This is a genomic window from Stenotrophomonas capsici (assembly GCF_034961085.1).
GTDB classification, from domain to species: Bacteria; Pseudomonadota; Gammaproteobacteria; order Xanthomonadales; family Xanthomonadaceae; genus Stenotrophomonas; species Stenotrophomonas capsici.
In genome coordinates, this window is the sequence record NZ_JAYFUH010000061.1 from 150866 (window position 1) to 171359 (window position 20494).

A 20494-nucleotide genomic window follows, 5' to 3' on the forward strand; every position below is an offset into this window, starting at 1 on the left:
GTGCGTTGGCACACTCGGGTAACCGTGGCGACCGCTGGCACTGGGCCAGCGGGGCCGTAAGGTCGGCGGATTCCGGCCGTTGGAGAGCCTTTTGATGGCGGCGAGTGTGCGTATGCGAAATACCTTGACCCTGTTTTCGGCGACCGATGACGTGCTTTGCCACCGGGTGCGGCTGGTGCTTGCAGCCAAGGGTGTCACCTACGATCTGGTGCCGGTGGATCCGCAGAACCCGCCGGAGGACCTGATCGACCTGAACCCCTATCACTCGGTGCCGACCCTGGTCGAGCGCGAGCTGGTGCTGTACGCCGCTTCGGTGGTCAGCGAGTACCTGGACGAGCGCTACCCGCATCCGCCGTTGATGCCGGTGGACCCGCTGTCGCGCGCGCGACTGCGCCTGGCGATGCTGCGCATCGAGCATGACTGGGTGCCGCAGGTGCAGGCCATCCAGCTGGGCAACAAGACCCAGGCCGAGGCCGGCCGCAAGCGCCTGAAGGAACTGGTGGCGCAGTCGGTGCCGCTGTTCAAGGCCAGCAAGTTCTTCCTCAACCCGGAAATGAGCCTGGCCGACTGCGCCATGGCGCCGATCATCTGGCGGCTGGAATCACTGGGCGTGGCGTTGCCAAAGGATGGCAAGGCGATCGAGGACTACGGCAACCGGATCTTCCGCAACCCGGGTTTCATCCGCAGCCTGACCGAGCAGGAAAAGAAGCTGCGCGAACTGCCGGTCTGAGGCCTGCCGCGGCTGTATGCCGACTTATCGATCACCGCCTGCGGGCGGTGATCGTGCATCAATGCCGCGTACACTTGTCCGATGACTGAAGAAACTTTCCGCATGAGCAGCCACCGTCCGTACCTGTTGCGGGCGCTGGTGGAATGGATCAACGACAACGGCATGACCCCGCACGTGATGGTCGATGCCGGCGTGCCGGGCGTGCAGGTGCCCTCCAGTGCGATCAAGGAAGAGCGCGTGGTGCTCAACATCGCCGAGCGCGCGGTGATGGGCCTGCACATCGACAATGATGCGGTCAGTTTCACCGCGCGCTTTTCCGGCGTGAGCTTCCCGGTGTACGTGCCGATCCCGGCGATCCTGGCCGTTTATGCCCGCGAGACCGGGCAGGGCATGGCGCTGCCGGACGACATTCCCGGCACCGAGCCGGCCGCGGATGAGGACCTGCCCCCGACCACGCCGCCGGACGCGCCATCGCCGCCGCCGGCGGGCAAGCGCCCGCACCTGCGCGTGGTCAAGTAATCCTCCCCGCCGCCGCAAGGCGGCGGTTTTCGTTGGGGCGCCCGGTGGCTTGCATTGCCGCGCGGCCCGGCAGCCGTGGGGTCAGAACCGCTGGCCCGCGCCCAGGTAGCGCCATTGTCCCTCGGGCATCCTGCTCAGGCCGATGCGGCCGATGCGCAGCCGGCGGACCTGGGTGGCCTGCAGGCCGACTTCCGCGCACATGTGCTGCAACTGGCCCGGGCGCACGTCCTTGATCGCAAAGCGCAGGCGTTGCTCGCTCTGCCAGCTGACCTTGCAGCTGGGCAGGGCACGGCCCTCGTAGCGCAGGCCGTGGGTCAAGCGGGACAGCGTCCACGGGCTGGTGTTGCCTTCCACATCGACCATGAACTCCTGCTCCAGCGACGGGCCGGCTTCGAGCAGATGCCGGCGTACGCGCCAGTCCTGGGTCAGTACCAGCAGGCCATTGTCGGCATCGCCCAGTGGCATCGGGGCTTCCAGCCGCAGGAAATGGCGGCGCAGCAGGCGGATGCCGCTTGCGTCGTCGGCGCTGCGGTTGGCTTCCTGCAGCAGGGCGAACACCTGTGCGGCGTCGGTGCCGGCCGGCTTGTTGAACAGCAGGGTGGCCGGCTCGGCGGCCCCGGTGCTGGCATCGGCGGCCAGACTGACCTGCTCATCGGCGACCAGGGTCTGCGGGGTTTCCACCACCACGCCGTCCACGCTGACCCAGCCGCCCTCGATGTACTGCTGGGCCTGGGCGCGTGAGCACTGCAGCTGCGCGGCGAGGCGTTTGTCGAGGCGGATGGGCGTGGTCATGGGCGGAAGGCTCTACGGCGGGCGGGGAGTGTAGCGCCCGCGGCGGCAGGCGGCGATGCCGGGTTCAGCCGCCTTCATGCTCCAGCGCGGTCAGGTACAGACGCAGGTCGAACTCCAGCTGGTGGTAGTCCGGTTCCATGTGCAGGCACAGCTGATAGAAGGCCTTGTTGTGCTCGGCCTCCCTCAGGTGGGCCAGTTCGTGCACCACGATCATCCGCAGGAACGGCGCCGGCGCCTCGCGGAACACGCTGGCGATGCGGATTTCGCGGCTGGCCTTGAGCTTGCCGCCATGGTTGCGCGAGATGGCGGTATGCAGGCCCAGCGCGTGCTTGATCACCTGCAGCTTGCCGTCGTACAGCACCTTGCCCAGCGGCACCGACTGGCGCAGGTGGCGTTCCTTCAGGGCCTGCACGTAGTCGTAGAGCTGGCGGTCGCTGCGCACGTCATGCGGCTGGTCGTGGCGACGCCGGATGACTTCGCCCAGGCGGCCCTGTGCGAGCAGGTCGCGGGCGCTCTGCTGGAGGTGTTCGGGGTAGCCGTTCAGGTACTTCAGCGGTTGCATCGACGGTGGTGCGGGCTTGCGGGCGGGAGGCCCGCTATCATGGCAGGCATTGGCAACAGAACACCGAACACGGACATGGCAAAGGCAAATCCGCTGCAGGAACAGCTGCTCAAGGCAGGGCTGGTCAAGAAATCCCAGGTGTCCCAGGTGGCGCGCGAGCAGGTCAAGGCACGCCATGGCAAGGGCCCGGCGGCACCGACCGAGAGCCAGCGCGAGGCCGACCGCGCCCGCGCCGAGAAGGCCGAGAAGGACCGCCAGCTGGCCGCCGAGCGCAACGCGCAGCGCCGCGCCGACGAACTGCGTGCCCAGGCCCGGCAGATCATCGGTGACCGCAAGGTGGCGCGCGGCGGTGAGCTGGAATACCGCTTCAGCGATGGCGAGGTGATCCGCACCCTGCTGGTCAGCGAGGCGCTGCGCAAGCAGCTGGCATCCGGCGCGCTGGTGATCGTGCGCCATGGCGAGGGCTTCGAGCTGCTGCCGCGCGTGGCCGCCGAACAGGTGCGCCTGCGCGCCGCCGAGCTGATCGTGCTCGACCACGGGCAGAGCGCCGATACCCCGATCTCCACCGGCAATGCCGAGGACGACGCGTACTACGCCCAGTTCCAGGTGCCCGACGACCTGATGTGGTGAGCTGAATCGGCGCGGTTGTGCTGGCATTTGGCCAGCCGCGCTACGCTAGGGGTTGGCGAACGAGGAGCAACAGCTATGGCGACCGGTTGGGCGGGCGATACCGCCGTTCAGGACCAGATCGATGCCACCGTCGACGACGCGATCAAGCGTGCGCGCAGCCGCCTGCCCAGCGGCCCGGGGCTGACCCATTGCGAGGAATGCGAGGCGCCGATTCCCGAGGCGCGGCGCAAGGCCGTGCCCGGCGTGCGGTTGTGCGTCAACTGCCAGCAGGCGCTGGATGCCGAGGAAGCCGCGCACAGCGGTTACAACCGGCGCGGCAGCAAGGACAGCCAGCTGCGCTGAAGCCTCCGCGCGGCGGAGGGCTTACTGCCCGGAGCGGGAGTCCGACAGCGCGGCGTTGAGGTACTGCTTGTGGATGACCGGCTTGACCAGCCGCGGGCGCTCCATCAACACGAAGCGCACGCCCTTGACCGTCTGCGGCGCGGCCTTGGCGAGGAAGCCGAAGCGCTCGTAGACCGGCACCGCCACTTCCGATGAATTGACCGTGTACTCGTGGCGGCCGTGGACGCGCAGCGCGTGTTCCCACAGCTGCCGGGCGATGCCGCGCCGACGGGTGCCGCGGCCGACGAACAGGTGGTGGATATGGCTGTCTTCGCGGATGGCGATCATGCCGCATAGGCCGCTGCCGTCTTCCACCACGTAATGCGCGAACGCCTTCGATGCCAGCCGTTCGGCGAAGCTGGCCGGGGCCAGCGAGGCGAGGAAGGCGTGGGCGGTGGCGCCGGTGTCGGCGTCGAGCAGATGGCGGGCCAACGGCGTGACCAGCGCACTGAGCGCGGCGGCGTCGGCGACCGTTCCGTCGCGCAAGATGATGTCCTGGTCCACGTCTCCCCCGATGCCACGCCCCCGGAAGCAGGGGCGGTTGGGCGCCAGCATACCTGCAGCCGGTGCGCAGGAAACGTGCAGGCCGGCGCGCTCAGGGCGCGGCGGCGGGCAGGTGGAAACTGCGCCCCCAGCGCAGCAGCGCGAACAGGCACCACAACCAGCCGGCGCTGGCCAGCAGCCCGCCGACGAGGCCGATGTGCTGCATGCCCAGGTGCAGGCTGACCTGGCTGCCGATCAAGGCACCGGCACCGATGCCGATGTTGAAGATGCCCGAGAACAGTGCCATCGCCACGTCGGTGGCATCGGCGGCCAGGTGCAGCACCTTGGACTGCATCGACAGCGCGAAGCAGATCATCGCCACGCCCCACACCGAAACCAGCACGTACAGCAGCGTTGCGTTGGCTAGGCCGGTACGCAGCAACAACAGGCAGGTGGCCAGGGTGCCGATGGCCGCCAGCAGGAAGCCACGCGGCCAGCGCAGGCCGTAGCGGGAGAACAGCACGCTGCCGAGGAAACCCATGCCGCCGAACAGCAGCAGGACCAGCGTGGTGACGTGGGCATCGAAGCCGCCGATGGTCTGCACGAACGGTTCGATGTAGCTGTAGCCGGTGAACTGCGCCGACACCACCACCATCACCAGCACGTACAGGGCGACCAGCGCCGGGCGCCGCAGCAGCACCGGCAGGCTGCTGGCCGAACCGCTGTTTTGGCTGGGCAGGGCCGGCAGCAGCCGCGCCAGTACCACCATCACCAGCAGCGCCACGCCGCCGATGGCGAAGAACGTGATGCGCCAGCCCAGCCATTCGCCGACGATCCGGCCCAGTGGAATGCCCAGCACCATCGCCACCGAGGTGCCGGTGGCCAGCAGGCCCAGCGCCTGAGGGCGCTTGCCCTCGGGGGCCACCCGCACCGCGAGCGAGGCGGTGATCGACCAGAACACCGCATGCGCCAGCGCGATGCCGATGCGGCTGGCCATCAGCACCGGATAGCTCCACGCGATGCCGGACACCACGTGGCTGGCGACGAACAGCGCGAACACGCCCAGCAGCAGGCGGCGACGGTCCAGGTTGCGGGTCAGCAGCATGCACGGCAGCGAGGTCAGCGCCACCACCCAGGCATAGATGGTCAGCATCAGCCCGACGTGCTCGATGGGCATGCCGAAGCTGCCGCCGATGTCGCTGAGCAGGCCCACCGGGACGAATTCGCTGGTGTTGAACACGAACGCGGCCAGCGCCAGCGCGATGACGCTGGCCCAGCGTTGGCGGTCGCTGCGCGGGGCGGGAATCGCGGCGGTGGGCGACGGGGTATCCGCCGGGGAGGCAGGGCAGGAGGTGTTCAGGGAGGACATCGAGCGGGGCGCAGCAGCGGCGGGGCCGGGAATGGCGCCAATTTTCGCATGCTGCAGTGCGGCATGAGCGAAAAGCTGTGGTGCAGCCGGCGCATGCTGCCGAGCGTTCAGTTTTGGTGCCAGCCCCGCCGCCTGGGCCTCAGCCGTCGCCGGCGATCGTCGTCGGCGCCGTTTCGCCAGTGCGCCAGCGGCGCAGACCGCGCTGGAAGAACAGGCTGTTGGGGATCTGCATCAGGGTGCCCTCGGCAGGACCGCCGATTTCATGCAGGGTGGTGTAGATCAGGTTGATGTCGACCACCAGGCCCTTCAGGCCGGGCTTCTCGCCGTTCTCCAGCAACTCGATCTGGTCGCCCAGGCGGAACGGGCGGGTGGTGAAAATCAGGAAGGTGCAGAAGATGTTGGAGAGCACGCTCCAGGCCGCGAAGAATGCCACCGCGCCGACCGCCGCAAAGCCGGTGAACGCGGTCCACAGCACCGATGGGGCCACCCCCACCTGGTTGAGCACGGTCAACAGCGTGGCGGTCCAGATGATGAAGTTGGACAGCCGCCGGATCGCCAGTTCGATCGGCTGTGGCAGCGTGTAATGCCGGCCCAGCCGCGACAACAGGCGCCGCACCAGCATCCGCAGCAGGGCGGCCACGCACAGGATCAGGACGATCATCAGGGTGGTGTTGAGCGGTGCAACCCATTCGTGCAGGGTCGGTGGCAGGAACTGCTTCATCATCAATCTCCTTGCAGGCGCATGGCTGCGCGCGCCTTCATTGCTTCAATGCCGCGGCGGTATGTGCGGGTTGGCCATCATTGGCGGCCGGCGTGATGCCGAGCAGGCGCGCCAGCAGCGGATAGAGGTCCACGTTGTCGATCGGCGCGATCACCACGCCGGGCTGGAAGGCAGGGCCATGGCCGATGAACGGTGCCCGCATCTCCGGCAGCGTGTTGTCGTAGCCGTGCTCGCCGTTGAGGCGATGGCCCTTGCGTTGCTGCGCCTGGCGGGTGGTCACCTGCCAGCCGACGTCGGCCATGCAGATGAAGGCCGGCACGCGGCGATGGTGGCCGTACTCGAACCGTGCCGGAATCTGTTCGCGGGTCATGCAGCGGAAGTGCGGGTAAGTGCCGGCCAGCAGCTGCCGGGCGGCCGCCTCGCCACCGGGCAGGGCGTCGAACGAGGCGTAGGCGCCGGTCCAGCCGAAATCCAGCCGGCTCACGTCAACCAGGTCGTCCAGGTACAGCTCCTGCTCGGGCGAGGTGGCGGCCATGCCGTGGTCGGAGGCGACCACGATGTTGGTGCGCTCTTCCAGCCCCTGTGCGCGGATGCCCTGCAGCAACTGGCCGATGGCCTGGTCGACCTCGGCCAGGGCCTGGTTCAACTGCGGTGAATCCGGGCCATGCAGGTGGCCCACGGTGTCGACCCGATCGAAGTACAGGGTGACGAAATGCGGGCGTTCAGCAGCGGGCAGTGCCAGCCATTCCAGCACGGTCTGCACGCGCTGCTGCGAGGTCACCTCGATGTCGAACGGCCGCCAGAACTCTGGCCGGGCGCCGTGCACCGGCGCTTCGGAGCCGACCCAGAACATGGCCGCGGCGCGACCGCCCTGTTCGCGCACGCTGGTCCACAGCGGCTTGCCATCGTCCCACCAGCGCTCGTCGCCCACCGTAGCCGGGTCGAACATGCTGAAGCGCACGCCGGGGATGGCCGGGTCGGTCATGAAGTTGGCGATCACGCCGTGGTGGTCCGGGCGTAGCCCGGTCACCAGCGTGTAGTGGTTGGGGAAGGTGATGGAGGGATAGGACGGCCGCATGTACTCGGCACGCGCGCCACCGGCGGCCATGCGCGACAGGTTCGGGGTCAATCCGCGATGCAGGTAGTCGTTGCGGAAGCCATCGATGGACACAAGGATCACCGGTGCCTGCGCGTGAAGCGGCAGGCGCGGCGCATCGGCGGGTGCCCGGACGGCGGCGGGTGGGGTGCTGGCACAGCCGGCCAGGGCGAGGGCGGCGCACAGCAGGGCGCTGGATCGGAGCATGGAACAGCTACAGGGAGGCGAGACTGGATTGTCGGCCAAGCGCGCGGGGGCTGCCAGCGCCAGCACGGCTGCCACCGATCGCGATGGGCTTTAAACCTTTTGCGCGGGCTCTGCATCCAATGGATATGCTCGACGCCACCGTGACCCTCGCCAGCCTTTCCCCGCCCGCCGTGGACGACACCGCGCTGGCCCGTGCCGCCGCCGGCGGCGACGTGCATGCCTTCGAGCGCCTGTATCGACGGCATGCCCCGCGCTTGAACGCCCTGCTCTGGCGGTTGTGCGGCGGCAACGCCGCGCGTGCCGAGGACGTGCTGCAGGAAACCTTCATCCTGGCCTGGCGCAAGTTGCCGCAGTTCCGCTTCGAAAGCGCGCTGGGCACCTGGTTGCACCGCATGGCGGTCAACACCGCGCTGATGGAACTGCGTGCCAGCGCCGCCTTCGAGTCGCTGGATATCGGCGAAAGCGGGATGGAGGTGCTGACCGGCATGGCCGATGTCACGCGCTGCCATGCCACCGGGCTGGACCTGGAACGCGCACTGCAGACGCTGCCGCCGCGTGCACGGGCCGTATTGGTGCTGCATGACATCGAAGGCTGGAAACACCACGAGATCGCCGAGGAACTGCAGATGGCGGTAGGCAGTTCCAAGGCCCAGTTGCACCGCGCGCGCGGCCTGCTGCGCGCACGGCTTGGAGACGCATGATGGAAGAGAACGACAACGACGACCTGACCCGGCAGCTGGCGGCCTTGCCGCGCGAGCGCCTGCCTTCGGCGGCGGTGTGGCAGCGCATCGCGGCACAGCTGGAACAGGCGCCGCCGGCGCCGCGTGCCGGTGCGACGCCGCTGCCGGTGCCGGCGCAACTCCCGCGCCCACGGCGTGCGGTGCGACGCTGGCCGTGGCTGGCCGGGGCCGCGGCGGCCGTGCTGGCATTCGTGGGGACATTCGCACTGTGGCAACCCGGTCGGCCGGCGACGGTGGCGATGACGGACACGCCACTGCAGCGGCAGGCCAACGTGATCACCCACGAGTACCGCCAGGCCATCGCCACCATCCCGGCCGAGACCGTGCCGGCCGAACTGCGGCCGGCGCTGGACGAGCTGGATGCCAGCGCCGGCAGCATCCGCACCGCCATCGACCAGAGCCCGCATGCCGGGTTCCTGCTCGGCCAACTGCGGCGCACCTACGCGCTGCGCCTTGAACTCACCCGGCAGGGCCTTGCGGCCACCGGACTATCCACCTGAAGGAGCCCCTCATGAATGCCTCCCTGCGCAACCTGCTGGCCGCCACGCTGCTGCTGGCGCCGATCGCTTCCGTGTTCGCCCAGAGCACGGTCAACCAACGCCTGCCGCTGTCCAGTGGTGGCCGGGTCGAACTGGGCAACGTCGCCGGTTCGGTCACCGTGCGTGGCTGGGACCGCAACGAAGTGCAGTTGACCGGCACCCTCGGTGACGGCCAGCGGCTGGACGTGGAGAACAGCGCCAACCGCGTGCAGTTCAAGGTGGTCTACCCGCAGAACAGCCGCAACACCCGTGGCGCGGTGCTGGAGTTGCGGGTGCCGCGTTCGGCGCAACTGCAGGCCAGCACGGTCAGCGCCAGCATCGATGTCGGCCAGGTCGACCTGCGCCGCCTGCAGGCCACTTCGGTCAGCGGCTCGATCACCGCCGAAGGCCAGGCCGGCGAAACCGACCTGAACACGGTCAGTGGCGCGATCCGCTCGCAGCTGCGGACTCCCCGGCTGGACCTGCAGACGGTCAGCGGGCAGATCAACGTGGCCGGTTCCAGCGGCGGCGAGGTCAGCGCCAACAGTGTGTCCGGTGCGATCGACCTGAACCTGAGTGCGGTACAGCGGCTCACTGCCGAAACCGTCTCCGGCAGTCTGGGTGTGCGCAGCGCCGGCCTGGCACCGGGTGGCCGGATCAACCTGCAGACGGTCAGCGGCGGGGTTTCGCTGACCTTGCCGGCACGCACTTCGGCGCAGCTGAAGGCGAACAGCTTCAGCGGCAGCATCCAGTCCGACGTCGGCACGGTGGAGCGCCCGCAGTACGGCCCGGGGCGCAGCCTGGAAACCCGCCTGGGCGGCGGTGATGGTGACATCAGCATAAGCTCGCACTCGGGCAGCGTGCGGGTGAGGCTGGGCGACCGCTGACGGTCCGGGCGGGAACAGTCCCGACCGCGAAACCGCGGCACGGAGCCGGTGCATCACCGCGGTTCATGCGGGGGTGTCGAGCACCGGCTTCGCGCCGGAGGGCGCTCCTACGGGGCGGCGGTGGCCGCCAACGCCAGGCCCTGCACCACGCCGAACGACGGGTCGCCGTGGACCAGCGTGGCATTCGGGAAGGCCGCTGCGGCCGCGCGCTGGATGTAGCCGGCGCGTGACATGCCGCCGGTCAGGAACACCGCCGCAGGCTCGTGGCCGATGTCCTGCCGGACCTGCGCCAGCAGTGCTTCCAGTTCACCTAGGTAACCGCCGGCGGCATTGCCCAGATGGGGTGCATCGGTTTCCACCGATAAACCGGCTTCGATGAAGGACAACGCGCTGGCGTGCGAGTCGGTGCTGCTCAGCGCGATCTTGCATTGCTCCACCGCGCGGTACAGGCGCGCGGTGTTGCCGGTGTCCTGCAATGCCTGCAGGCGCGGCCCGTAGGGGGCATCGACTGCATCGTAGTTGTGCTGGCGGAACTCACGTTGGCGCGGTGTGTCCTGCACCATCGCCGCCTCCACGTAGTGATGGGTCGGCACGCGGGTGATGCCACGGCCGAACAGGGGCATGTAGGCGGCCAGACTCAGTGCAAGGTCGATGTCGGTGCCGCCGCGCGCGATGCCCCAGGCGCGGTGGATCCGTGGCGGCGTGTCGCCGCCGACGCTGGCATGGGCGATGTCGGTGGTGCCGCCGCCGACGTCGACGATCACCGCCTCATGGCGTTGATCGCTGACGGCGTGGTAGTGCATTGCCGCAGCGGCCGGCTCCTCGAGGAAGTCCACCTCGTCGAACCCGGCGGCCAGGGCCGCGCTGCGCAGGATCTCCAGCGCCTGGTCGTTGCCGGCCTCGCCGATCGAGCTGCGGAACTGCACCGGGCGGCCGAGCAGGGCGCTGCGCACGTTCTGGCCGAGCTGCCGGGACGCTGTCAGGCGGATGTGCTCGAGGATGTGCGTGGCAATGCCGGTGATGGTCTGCCTGGCGCGCGGGTGCAGGTTGTAGCCGAGCATCGATTTCGGGCTCTGCACCAGGTTGCCTTCGTTCTCCTCGAAGTAGGCCTCCAGCGCGTCGTCACCGTAGACCGCGTTCTGCAGCAGGGTGGTGGAGCTCTGCGGTTCGCGGATGCGTTCTTCCATCCACTGCCGGCGCACCACGCGCAGCGCATCCGCGCGCAGTTGCGCGGGGCTGCGGTCGGTGCCGGCGCTGCGGGCATCGCGGCGGCCGGACTCGACCAGGGCTTCGAGCTGCTGTTCCAGTGCCGGGCTGAGTTCGAAATCGTTGGGGTCGCGCATCACCTCGGGGAAGTACACCGTGGTGCGGACCTGCAGGGCGTCGCCAAAGTGGACCGGGACCACCTTGCCGTCGATATGGGCGGCGGCCGCCGAGTTGCTGGTGCCGAAGTCGATGCCGAGTTTCATGGAGCGTCCGGGGGGCGTGCGGTTGAATCGGCCGCGCACTGTACTACGCCGGCCGGCACCGCAGATTTCAAGGTGCGGCCCCGGGCGGCCGACGTTCACGCGCCAGTGCGGCCATGCAGGCGTTCCCGCGTCAGGCCGGGCGGGCAGGTGCGAAAGGCTACAATAGGCGGTCTTTTACGCATTGCTGGAGCCACCATGCCCGTTTCTTCCTGCCCCCAGTGTTCGCAGCCGAACGTCTATCCGGACGGCGCCCTGTGGATCTGCGCCGATTGCGGCCATGAGTGGACGCCCGGCGAAGCGCAGGCCGATGCGGTGGTGGTCCGCGACAGCAACGGCAACGTGCTGCTGGCCGGTGACACCGTCACCGTGATCAAGGACCTCAAGGTCAAGGGCTCGTCGATCCCGCTCAAGCAGGGCACGGTGATCCGCAACATCCGCCTGGTCGAGGACGACGCCGAGCACATCGAAGGCAACTCGGACAAGATCAAGGGGCTGGTGCTGAAGACCTGCTTCCTGCGCAAGGCCTGATTCAACGCCAGTCGCGGCTGCCCGTCGGTTCGCCACGCAGGTGCTGCTGGATGATTGCCGGCGCCGGCAAGGGCGGTAGGCCGTTTGGCCGGCTGTCGCGCACGGCATGGCGGGGGTCCAGCCGTCGCAGGCTGTCCAGCTTGGCCTGGTAGATCGCGCGCACTTCGTTGGTCCCGCCCAATGCGCGTGCGCGCGTCATCTCGCGCTCGGCCTGGCGGTTGTTGCCGGTCAGGAAATAGGTGCGTGCCAGCCCGAAATGGAACTGGTGCGCCCGCGGGTACAGGTCGATCGCGGCACGGTAGAAATGGGAGGCCTGCGGGTAGTTGCCGGCACGCTCGGCAAGCACGCCCTGCATGAACTGGTAGAACGGGTCGCGCTTGCGGGAGCGCTCCAGGCGCTCGCGCAGCAATGCGGCGTGCCGGGTGTCGCCCACGCGTTGGTAGAGGTAGGCGGCGTTGTGCAGCGCGGCCGGGTGCATGCGGTTGATGGCCAGGGCGGCATCGAAGTCGCGGGCGGCGGCCTGGTCGTTGTTGCTGCGTGTTTCCAGCACGCCGAGGTTGTTCATCGCCGAGACGAAGCGGGGGTCCATCGCCAGGGCCGCTTCGAAGTAGCGGCGCGCGGTGGTGTAGTCATGCGCCGCCAGCTGCTCGGCACCGCGGTTGTTGTAGAAGTGCGCCAGCGCCCGCGCGTCGGAGATCGGCTGTGGGCCGCGTGCGTCGTAGAGCACGTTGCGGTCCAGGTCCAGCGTGGCCATGCGCCCATCCACGCGCAGCCCGACGTTGACGTGCCCGGCATTGAAGATCAGCCCCTGGTTCTCGTACCAGGTCATCACCTGGCCAACCTCCTGCATGCGTGCTTCCAGCCCGATCTCGCGGGCCATGGCGACGAACAGCAGGGTGAAGGACAGGCAGTTGGCACGTCGCAGCCGCCAGGTCTCGGCCACGGTGAGGGTGGCCTCGGTGTCGTATTCCAGCCCGAGTTCGGTCGGCTGGAATACCAGTTCGACCAGCCGCTGCAGGCGCCGTTCCGGCGAGTTGCTGGCGCGGATCACCTGTTCCTGGAGCACCGCCTTCACGTCCGGCGGGATTTCCATGATCTGGGCGGGCGTGGGGATCTCCTGCGCGGGCAGGACCGGGGCCTGCGGCGGCGGGGCCAGGGTTGTGGCGGCGAGCAGGGTCAAAGCGTTCCAACCGATCATGGCGACCACCTGGAGGTTGCTGCGGCCGCCCCAGTGTATGCCTCTGGAGGCAGGGTGGAAGTGTATTTGGCGTGATCCACAGCGCATGTGGACCAGCGCCGGGCAAACATGTGGATAACCCGCGGCAGCCCCCGGGGGACGGGGGTCTGGCGACGGTGGCGAGTTTTTGTCCATCGCACCGCGCAGTGGAGGCGCGCGGCGGTCCCGGCGACCGGCGGGGTCTGCTAGTATCCGCGGCCCCAGTCAGTATCGGCCTCCGCCACAGACGGCTCCGGCCGGCGGCTTCCAGCGCGAATCCATGAAGAAGTTCCTTCCCTCTGACCAGGCACAGCTTTCGCTGGGCATTGGCAGTGACATCCCGACCGAGCGCCTGTTCTTCGCGGTGCTGCCGGATCCGCTCACCGCCGAGCGGATCTCCGAGCTGGCCGAAGGGCTGCGTGACGAACACGGGCTGGAAGGGCGCCCGCTGGACACCGAGCGGCTGCACGTCACCCTGCACCACATCGGCGACTATGCCGGCCTGCCACCGAGCCTGCTGGCCCGGGTGCGCCAGGCCGCCAGCCGGGTGCAGGCCCCGGAATTCGAGGTCTGCTTCGACCAGGTGGGCAGCTTCGCCGGCAACCACCAGAACCCGTTCGTGCTGCAGAGCGAATACGGCGCCGAGCTGCTGGGTGACCTGCACGCCGAGTTGGCGCGCTGCCTGCAGAGCGTGGGGGCCAAGGCCAACCCGCGCTTCACCCCGCACATGACCCTGCTGTATGACCGGCGTCGCATGCCGGTGCAGCCGGTGCAGCCGCTGCGCTGGTTCGTGCGCGAATTCGTGCTGATCCGCAGTTTCCTGGGCCAGAGCCGCTACCAGTTGGAAGGCCGCTGGCAGTTGGGGTGATCGCGGCAGCGGCACCTGGCGCCGGCCTGCCCGCCATCGTGGAGACCGCCGCCGTACCGGAATCCCGGCCGTCATCGCGGCGCCCGGGTCTGCCCGGCAACGCGCGGGCATGCTTCACGGATCGGGTGTACTCGGGCAGGATGCGCGCATGGACACTCTGCCGCTGACCGTGCCTCCCCGGCAATGGGCCGAGCTTGAAGCCGCCTACGCGCGGCCGCCGCGGGCGTATCACAACTTCGGCCATGTGCAGGCGTTGCTGCAGCACTATCACGACGTCGCGGTTGGACCGGGCTGGCAGCAGCCGGCCGAGGTGGCGCTGGCCGTGCTCTACCACGATGCCATCTATGAAGCCGGGCGCGGCGACAACGAGCAGCGCTCGGCGCAGCTGGCGGTGGATGCGATAGAACGCTGGCTGCCGGATGCGGGCATCGATGGCGACCGCGTGGCCGAGCTGATCGCGCTGACCGCACGCCACGGCAAGTTGCGGGCAGAGGACCTGGACGCCGATGCGGCCCTGTTCTTGGACAGCGACATGGCGATCCTGGGGGCACCGCCGGCGGTGTTCGATGCCTATGACCGGGGCATCGCCGAGGAGTATGCGGGCAAGGTGCCCGGCTTCCTGTTCCGGCTCAACCGGCGCCGGTTCCTCAAGGGCGTGCTGGCCCAGCCGCGGATCTTCTTCAGCGACTTCTTCCACGAACGCTATGACGCGGCGGCACGTGCCAACCTGCGCCGGGCCACGGCCTGAACCGACGATTGGCTAGACTACGGCCACCGTTTGATCGCCGCCGCTGGCGGCCGATGTGATGAGCCCCGACGTACTTCCCGACCCCGATCCGCGGCCGCAGCCGCCCGAAGCCCCTGGCCCCAATGAATGCTGCGGCAGTGGCTGCCCGCTGTGCGTGCTGGACCTGTATGCCGACGAGCTGGCCCAGTACCGGCAGCGGCTGGAGGCCTGGAAGCAGCGGCACCCGGACGCCACCGAATAGGCACAGGTTTCCGACGCGGACAGGCGTAGTCTGTCGCGGTCCCATGGGGAGTGAACATTGATGGTGCGTGCACGGGTGGGTGTGGCAGCCCTTGCGCTGGCGTTGTGCGCGTTGCCGGCGTCGGCTTCGGCGTTGGAGCGTGTCAGTCATGGCCGGTTCGAGCAGGTGCCGGTGTACCTGCCGGAGGGTGCGCCACAGCGCGTGGTGCTGTGGTTCGCCGGCGCGGGGGATCCCGCCGGGCATGGTGCGCGGCTGGAGGCGCTGCGCGCCGACGGTGCGATGGTGGTGGATGTCGATGCCGCCCACCTGTACCGGGTACTGGCCAAGGAAGGGGGCAAGTGCGGCTTCTCGGCCGGTGATGTCGAGAACTTCTCGCGTTACGTGCAGGCCTACCTGAAAGTCCCGACCTACCACCTGCCGATCCTCGGCGGGGAGGGTGAGGGCGCGGCGCTGGCCTATGCGGTGGCCACCCAGGCCGAGCCGCAGGTATTCGCTGGCCTGCTCACCGAAGACTTCTGCCCGCAGCTGCGCAACGCCACGATGACCTGCGGCGATGCGATCCACGGCCGTGATCTTCAGCCGCAGCCGTTGCGGTTCCCGTGGCTGGCCGCCAGCGGTGCGGGCAAGGCCTGCACGGTGGCCGCAGTGGACGGTTTCCTCAAGGAGGTTCCGTGGGCGCGCAGCTTCCAGCGCACCCGGGCAGGCAGCGCCTTGCCGGGCGAGCGCGCGGTGGTGCGGGTGCTGGGCGCGCAGCATGGTGTGAGCCTGCCGCCGGTGCCGCACGATCTGGATGGGCTGCCCTTGGTCGAGGTGCCGGCTGCCGGCACGGGCGACACCTTTGCGGTTTTCGTCTCCGGTGATGGTGGCTGGGCGGGGCTGGACAAGGACGTGGCCGGCGCCTTGGCCGCGGCCAATGTCCCGGTGGTGGGCGTGGATTCGCTGCGCTACTTCTGGAGCGAGCGCACGCCGGCCGGGTTCGCCGTGGACCTGGACCGCATCGTTCGCCACTACGCGGCTCAATGGCAGCGTCCGAACGTGGTGTTCATTGGTTTCTCGCAGGGCGCGGACGTGCTTCCCGCAGCGATCAACCTGTTACCGGCCAGCACCGCGCAGACCATGCGGATGACGGCGTTGCTGTCGGTCGGCGAACGCGCTGACTATGAATTCCATGTCAGCAACTGGATCGGTGGCGGCGGCGATGATGGCCTGCCGATTGCCCCGGAAGTGCGCAAGCTGCCGGCGGCCCGTACCCTGTGCGTATACGGGGAGGACGACGACGATGCGTTGTGCCCCAAGCTGCCGGTCGGCACCGCGCAGGTGGTCAAGCTGCCGGGCGATCACCATTTCGAAGGGGACTACGCCACCTTGGCGAAGGTGATCCTGCAGCGGTTGCAGGACGGGCGGTGACGCTTTCGGCTTCGCGGCCAGGGGCGCTCCTGCGGTAGCAGCGCCTTCGGGCGCGAAGCCGATGTCCTGGCCGCGCTTACGCGGTTTCGTACAACTCCAGCGGCAGGTCGTCCGGGTCGGCGAAAAAGGTGAAACGGCGGCCGGTGTATTCGTCCACGCGGATCGGCTCGCAGGCCACGCCTTCGGACTGCAGGTGGGCGACCACCGCATCCAGGGCATCCACACGGAACGCCAGGTGACGCAGGCCGCGGGCTTCGGGGCGGCTGGGGCGCGCCGGTGGGTCGGGGAAGGAGAACAGCTCCAGCTGGCTGCCGTCGGGCAGGCGCAGGTCCAGCTTCCAGGAATCCCGCTGCGGGCGGTGGTTCTCGGCGATCACCTGCAGGCCCAGGATGCGCGTGTAGAAGTCGCGCGAACGTGCGTAGTCCGAGGCGATGACCGCGACGTGGTGGATGCCGGCCAGCAGCGTCATTGCGCGGCGTCCAGCCAGCGGCGGGCGATGTCGATGGCCATGGCGTAGGGCTCCGGTGCGTTGCGGTTGGTGAGCATGATCACCGTCAGCTTCTGCGCGGGGTAGCGCACGATGACGTTGCGAAAGCCGATGCTCTCGCCGCTGTGCCACAGCGCCTGGCCGTTGATGCGCCAGCCGAAGCCGTAGTACGGCACGTCCGGTTCGTCGGTCCTGTTGGCCGGGCTGAAGGCCTGCTGCAGCGAGCTGCGGCGCAACAGGCGCTCGTCGTAGAGCGCGGCATCCCACTTGGCCAGGTCGTCGATGGACGAATAGATGCCGCCGTCGCCGAGCACCGCGCTGGTGGTGCTCTGGTCGGTACGTTCCCAGCGGCCGTCGATCTCGCTGTAGCCGTAGGCACGGTTGGGCACGTCGTCGACGCCGTCCTGGTGGGCAAGGGTGTGGGTCATGCCCAGCGGCAGGAAGATGCGTTGGCGCAGGAAGCTGGCGAAGTCGCTGCCCGAGGCCTTGCCCACCACCAGCGCCAGCAGCGCGTAGCCGCCGTTGCTGTAGCGGTAGCCGTTGCCGGGCGCGAAGTAGGTGCGGTTTTCCTTTTCCAGCAGGTGCAGCACGTCGATGTCATGCACCTGGCGGGTGTCGGCCGGGTCCATCAGGTCTTCGTAGTCGATCAGCCCGCTGGCGTGGATGAGCAGGTGGCGCAGGGTGATCGTGTCGGCGACCGCCGGCAGGCTCGGCAGCCACTTCTTCACCGGGTCGTCCAGGGTGAGCGTGCCGTCCTCGGCCAGCAGCAGGATCGCCGCGGCGGTGAACTGCTTGCTGACCGAGGCCAGGCGGAAGTTGCTGGTCGGCGAAACCGGCGTGCCGTCCTCGACCACCGCCAGGCCGTAGCCGCGCCGGAACACCGGCTGCCCGTCCTTCAGCAGCAGCACCGCGGCTCCGGGAACCTGCCCGTCGTAGCGTTGCAGCAGCGCGTCGATGCCCGGGTCCGGCGGCGTCACCGGCGGGGCGGCCATGGCCAGGCTGGACAACGCGGACAGGCACAGCGGGGCGAGTCGGTACATCCAGCGGGTCATGGCGGCTCCTTGGTGGGAATCAGGCTTTCTTGCTGGCGATCCAGCGATCGATCTTGGCTTCGAGGATATCCAGTGGCATCGAGCCGTCCTTGAGGATCTCCTGGTGGAACTCGCGCGGGTCGAAACGCTGCCCGAGCTCGGACTGCGCCTTCTCGCGCAGCAGCCGGATCTTGATCTCGCCGACCCGGTAGGCCAGCGTCTGCCCCGGCAGGGCCATGAAACGCTCCACTTCCGCGGCGGCATCGGCCGCGGAGATGTCGGCGTTGTCGACCATGTAGGTGACGGCCTGCTGGCGGGTCCAGCCGGCGGCGTTCAGGCCGGTGTCGGCGACCAGGCGCACGGTGCGCAGCAAGGTGGTCTGCAGGTAACCGAGGTGATCGTAGGGGTCGTTGTAAAGGCCCATCTCCTCGCCCAGCGACTCGGCGTACAGGCCCCAGCCTTCGACGAAGGCCACGTCGCCGCCGTGCCGGCGGAAGCGCGGCAGGCCGGCCAGCTCCTGCTGGGCGCCCAGCTGGAAGTGGTGGCCCGGCATGCCTTCGTGCAGGTACTGCATGGTCACCGACCAGCGTTTGCGCGAGGGCAGATCGTTGGTGTTGACGTAGAGCACGCCCGGTTGCTGGCCGTCGCCGCTGCCCGGCTGGTAGCTGGCGGCGCTGGCGGTGAGCGCGCGTTCGGCCTCCACCGGCTTGATCTCCAGCGCGGCCTTGGGGCGCTGGTTGAACAGCGCCGGCAATGCGGCATCCACGCGTTGGCCGACCTCGCGGTAACGCGCCAGCAGCGCATCCGGGTCGCGGAACATGAACTGCCGGTCGCTGCGCATGTTGTTGAAGACCTTCTGCACCGAGCCGCGGATCCTGGCCTCCTTCATCTGGGTGGCGATGCGCGCCTGCAGGTCCTGCACTTCCTTCAGCCCCAGCGAATGAATCTCGGCCGGCGTGCGCGCCGGCGTGGTGGAGCTGGAGACGTTGTATGCGTACCAGGCCTGGCCGTTGGGCAGGCCGCCCATGCCGTCGGTGGTGCGCGTGGCCGGCATGTACTCGGTGGCGATGAAGCCGCGCAATGCGCGGTAGGCCGGCATGATGCGGTACTCGATCATGCGCTTGTATTCGGCGCTCAGGCGCGCCTTGTCCTCGGCCGGGAAGCTGTCGGGCATGTTGCGGATCGGCCCCCAGAAGATGCTTTCCTCGGCGGTGGGCTTGATCACCGCGTCCAGCTGCGGCAGCACCTTCTCCATCAACGCGCGGGGCTGCACCACGCCGGCGGCCTTGCCCTCGCGCATGTTGACGATGGCCTGGTCGAACAACGGCTGGATGCCCAGCGAGCGCTTGGACCAGTTCTCGTAGTCCTTGACCGTGTTGAACGGCTGCGCGCCGGCACCGGAGCCGAGCACGGCGATGATGCTGGAGAGGTTGTAGTACTGGTTGATCGGCAGCATCCAGGTCGGGTACTGCTCACCGGCCAGCGACACCTGCGCATCGCGCACGAAGATTTCGTAGCTGAGCAGGTCCTGGCCCTGCAGGCCTTCGGCGCCGAGCTTCTCGACCTTGCCCAGCCATTCGACCATGAACTCGTGGGATTGCTGGCGCGAGGCGGCCGACAGGAAGTTGGGCAGTTGGTCGTTGAAGCGCGCATCGCCCTGGAACGTGGCCTGCAGCGGATTGAGCCGCATCGAGGCATCCCAGTATTCATCGTAGATGCGGTTGAGCTGGGTGGCCTTGTCCTGGCGGATCGGCAGCGGTGCGGGCGTGGCACGACGCGGTGCGGGACGGGCGGGGGCCGTACGCGGCTTGGCCTTGGTCGCGCCACGGCTCTGCGTGGCAGCGGGACGCTGGCTCCTTTTCCTGGCCGCTTCGGCCGGTGCCGCAGCGGACAGGGTCATGATCGAGGCAATGGCAAGCGCCAGGAGGCGCAGCGGGCTGGAGGACATCGGGTATTCCGAAAAACACACAAGTCCGGGAGATTGCCCGATAACGACGGCCACGACCAGCCGCGCGGCGCTTGAATGCGGGAGGTCGTGATGCAGCCGGTTATGAAGCCGTTAAATGCGGCCGATGCGGCAGTGCAGGGCGCTGCGGGGATCATCCGGGCAGGCACCGCGACGCCAGCGTCGTGCTGGAGTGATTGCCACGCCGGTGAGGAGACGTGGCTGTGCCGCGCTCAACGTTCGCCGGCGCGGGTGAACGGAACGGTCTCCGGCGCCACCGCGCCACCGGAGATGATGAAGCTCATCGCCTGGTCGACGGTCCAGTCGGTAGGGGTCAGCAATTCCACCGGCACGATTTCCAGGTAGCCGGAGGTCGGGTTGGGCGTGGTTGGCACGTAGACGGCCGCCAGCTCGCGGCCGGTGCCGTGCTCGCGGATCACGCGCGTCACCAGGCCCACCGACTTCATGTCACGGTGCGGGAAGTCGATCAACACCACGCGCTGGGTGCTGCCCGGCTGGGTCTGCAGGATGTCCAGCAGCTTCTTGGCGCTGTCGTAGATGACGCTGGCCAACGGAATGCGGCGGATCACCGCACCGAACCAGCGCAGCAGCTGTTGGCCGACGACGCGCCGGCTGAGCAGGCCCACCGCCAGGATCACCAGCATCGTCGCCAGCAGGGCGATGATGTCCTGCATCCAGACCGCCTTGACCCAGCCAAGGTAGTGCGGGAACGAGGCGGCGATGCGCTCGGACAGCGGGATGACCAGCGGGCTGCTGATGCCCGAAAGCAGGACGAAAACGAACTTGACGACCACCCAGGTCAACCAGATAGGCAACAGCGTGAGCAGGCCGGTCAGGAACAGACGTTGCAGGGAGGGACGGGAGGCGGGGGCGGGGACTTCGGGCGACATCGGCGAAT

The 20494-nt window shown here is 68.6% G+C and carries 24 protein-coding genes; 12 read left to right on the top strand and 12 right to left on the bottom strand.

Annotated features, from left to right (window positions below; all coding sequences use genetic code 11):
* Positions 1 to 94 precede the first annotated feature (94 nt).
* Entirely contained in the window at positions 95 to 730 is a 636-nt protein-coding gene (locus tag VA603_RS02565; RefSeq protein ID WP_323437845.1) for a glutathione S-transferase N-terminal domain-containing protein, read from the top strand.
* An 81-nt stretch (positions 731 to 811) separates the two neighbouring features.
* Positions 812 to 1249, top strand: coding sequence for a ClpXP protease specificity-enhancing factor (locus VA603_RS02570; RefSeq protein ID WP_132864469.1), 438 nt, complete (start codon positions 812 to 814; stop codon positions 1247 to 1249).
* 81 nt (positions 1250 to 1330) lie between these two features.
* Here VA603_RS02570 and VA603_RS02575 read toward each other — a convergent pair whose 3' ends face one another.
* Together VA603_RS02575 and VA603_RS02580 are read right to left on the bottom strand one after the other, a co-directional pair.
* On the bottom strand, positions 1331 to 2041 hold the full coding sequence (locus tag VA603_RS02575; protein WP_323437846.1) for an RNA pseudouridine synthase: 711 nt from the start codon (positions 2039 to 2041) through the stop codon (positions 1331 to 1333).
* 64 nt (positions 2042 to 2105) lie between these two features.
* On the bottom strand, positions 2106 to 2603 hold the full coding sequence (locus tag VA603_RS02580; protein ID WP_323437847.1) for a M48 metallopeptidase family protein: 498 nt from the start codon (positions 2601 to 2603) through the stop codon (positions 2106 to 2108).
* Between the two features lie 75 nt (positions 2604 to 2678).
* Between VA603_RS02580 and VA603_RS02585 the strand changes: the two genes are divergently transcribed.
* Together VA603_RS02585 and VA603_RS02590 are read left to right on the top strand one after the other, a co-directional pair.
* A complete protein-coding gene (locus VA603_RS02585) occupies positions 2679 to 3233 on the top strand; it encodes a DUF2058 domain-containing protein (RefSeq protein ID WP_132864466.1) in 555 nt (184 codons plus the stop codon).
* Positions 3234 to 3308: 75 nt separating this feature from the next.
* Positions 3309 to 3575, top strand: a complete 267-nt coding sequence (locus VA603_RS02590) for a DksA/TraR family C4-type zinc finger protein (RefSeq protein WP_192286278.1) — start codon at positions 3309 to 3311, stop codon at positions 3573 to 3575.
* 21 nt (positions 3576 to 3596) lie between these two features.
* Here VA603_RS02590 and VA603_RS02595 read toward each other — a convergent pair whose 3' ends face one another.
* The 4 genes from VA603_RS02595 to VA603_RS02610 all read right to left on the bottom strand — a co-directional run bounded on the left by VA603_RS02595 (position 3597) and on the right by VA603_RS02610 (position 7490).
* Positions 3597 to 4100 carry a GNAT family N-acetyltransferase gene (locus VA603_RS02595; RefSeq protein WP_323437848.1) on the bottom strand — a complete coding sequence of 168 codons (504 nt, stop codon included), beginning with the start codon at positions 4098 to 4100 and terminating at the stop codon, positions 3597 to 3599.
* A 109-nt stretch (positions 4101 to 4209) separates the two neighbouring features.
* Positions 4210 to 5466 (bottom strand): sugar transporter, encoded by a 1257-nt coding sequence (locus VA603_RS02600; RefSeq protein ID WP_323437849.1) that lies wholly within the window; start codon positions 5464 to 5466, stop codon positions 4210 to 4212.
* A 139-nt stretch (positions 5467 to 5605) separates the two neighbouring features.
* The gene (locus VA603_RS02605; RefSeq protein WP_207911801.1) at positions 5606 to 6190 is read right to left on the bottom strand and encodes a mechanosensitive ion channel family protein; all 585 of its coding nucleotides are present in this window, start codon (positions 6188 to 6190) and stop codon (positions 5606 to 5608) included.
* 34 nt (positions 6191 to 6224) lie between these two features.
* Complete coding sequence (locus tag VA603_RS02610; protein WP_323437850.1) at positions 6225 to 7490, bottom strand: alkaline phosphatase family protein; 1266 nt, start codon at positions 7488 to 7490, stop codon at positions 6225 to 6227.
* Between the two features lie 125 nt (positions 7491 to 7615).
* Between VA603_RS02610 and VA603_RS02615 the strand changes: the two genes are divergently transcribed.
* Genes VA603_RS02615 through VA603_RS02625 form a run of 3 tightly spaced genes read left to right on the top strand, consistent with a single transcriptional unit; the run spans position 7616 to position 9635 of the window.
* The gene (locus VA603_RS02615; RefSeq protein ID WP_313255611.1) at positions 7616 to 8191 is read left to right on the top strand and encodes an RNA polymerase sigma factor; all 576 of its coding nucleotides are present in this window, start codon (positions 7616 to 7618) and stop codon (positions 8189 to 8191) included.
* On the top strand, positions 8191 to 8730 hold the full coding sequence (locus VA603_RS02620; RefSeq protein ID WP_323437851.1) for a hypothetical protein: 540 nt from the start codon (positions 8191 to 8193) through the stop codon (positions 8728 to 8730). The genes VA603_RS02615 and VA603_RS02620 overlap by 1 nt, the downstream gene beginning before the upstream one ends.
* Before the next feature lie 11 nt (positions 8731 to 8741).
* Complete coding sequence (locus VA603_RS02625; RefSeq protein ID WP_132864458.1) at positions 8742 to 9635, top strand: DUF4097 family beta strand repeat-containing protein; 894 nt, start codon at positions 8742 to 8744, stop codon at positions 9633 to 9635.
* Between the two features lie 107 nt (positions 9636 to 9742).
* Here VA603_RS02625 and VA603_RS02630 read toward each other — a convergent pair whose 3' ends face one another.
* Positions 9743 to 11104 (bottom strand): Hsp70 family protein, encoded by a 1362-nt coding sequence (locus tag VA603_RS02630; protein WP_323437852.1) that lies wholly within the window; start codon positions 11102 to 11104, stop codon positions 9743 to 9745.
* 195 nt (positions 11105 to 11299) lie between these two features.
* On the opposite strand from VA603_RS02630, the gene VA603_RS02635 reads away from it, so the two are divergent.
* Complete coding sequence (locus tag VA603_RS02635) at positions 11300 to 11632, top strand: zinc ribbon domain-containing protein YjdM (RefSeq protein ID WP_132864456.1); 333 nt, start codon at positions 11300 to 11302, stop codon at positions 11630 to 11632.
* Between the two features lies 1 nt (position 11633).
* Here VA603_RS02635 and VA603_RS02640 read toward each other — a convergent pair whose 3' ends face one another.
* Positions 11634 to 12830 (bottom strand): transglutaminase domain-containing protein, encoded by a 1197-nt coding sequence (locus VA603_RS02640; protein ID WP_132864455.1) that lies wholly within the window; start codon positions 12828 to 12830, stop codon positions 11634 to 11636.
* A 298-nt stretch (positions 12831 to 13128) separates the two neighbouring features.
* On the opposite strand from VA603_RS02640, the gene thpR reads away from it, so the two are divergent.
* The 4 genes from thpR (at position 13129) to VA603_RS02660 (ending at position 16112) form a co-directional block, all read left to right on the top strand.
* Complete coding sequence (thpR, locus tag VA603_RS02645) at positions 13129 to 13716, top strand: RNA 2',3'-cyclic phosphodiesterase (protein ID WP_132864454.1); 588 nt, start codon at positions 13129 to 13131, stop codon at positions 13714 to 13716.
* 148 nt (positions 13717 to 13864) lie between these two features.
* On the top strand, positions 13865 to 14464 hold the full coding sequence (locus tag VA603_RS02650; protein WP_313255622.1) for an HD domain-containing protein: 600 nt from the start codon (positions 13865 to 13867) through the stop codon (positions 14462 to 14464).
* Positions 14465 to 14522: 58 nt separating this feature from the next.
* Positions 14523 to 14705, top strand: coding sequence for an oxidoreductase-like domain-containing protein (locus VA603_RS02655; protein ID WP_313255625.1), 183 nt, complete (start codon positions 14523 to 14525; stop codon positions 14703 to 14705).
* Between the two features lie 60 nt (positions 14706 to 14765).
* Positions 14766 to 16112: a virulence factor family protein gene (locus VA603_RS02660; protein WP_323437853.1), complete on the top strand. Its 1347-nt coding sequence runs from the start codon at positions 14766 to 14768 to the stop codon at positions 16110 to 16112.
* Between the two features lie 76 nt (positions 16113 to 16188).
* Here VA603_RS02660 and gloA2 read toward each other — a convergent pair whose 3' ends face one another.
* The 4 genes from gloA2 to VA603_RS02680 all read right to left on the bottom strand — a co-directional run bounded on the left by gloA2 (position 16189) and on the right by VA603_RS02680 (position 20486).
* On the bottom strand, positions 16189 to 16581 hold the full coding sequence (gene gloA2 / locus VA603_RS02665; protein ID WP_323437854.1) for an SMU1112c/YaeR family gloxylase I-like metalloprotein: 393 nt from the start codon (positions 16579 to 16581) through the stop codon (positions 16189 to 16191).
* Positions 16578 to 17651, bottom strand: a complete 1074-nt coding sequence (locus VA603_RS02670; protein WP_425603646.1) for a serine hydrolase domain-containing protein — start codon at positions 17649 to 17651, stop codon at positions 16578 to 16580. Before VA603_RS02670 ends, gloA2 begins: the two co-directional genes overlap by 4 nt.
* Positions 17652 to 17670: 19 nt before the next feature.
* Positions 17671 to 19578: a DUF885 domain-containing protein gene (locus VA603_RS02675; protein WP_192286265.1), complete on the bottom strand. Its 1908-nt coding sequence runs from the start codon at positions 19576 to 19578 to the stop codon at positions 17671 to 17673.
* A 230-nt stretch (positions 19579 to 19808) separates the two neighbouring features.
* Positions 19809 to 20486: a DUF502 domain-containing protein gene (locus tag VA603_RS02680; protein ID WP_132864448.1), complete on the bottom strand. Its 678-nt coding sequence runs from the start codon at positions 20484 to 20486 to the stop codon at positions 19809 to 19811.
* Positions 20487 to 20494 lie beyond the last annotated feature (8 nt).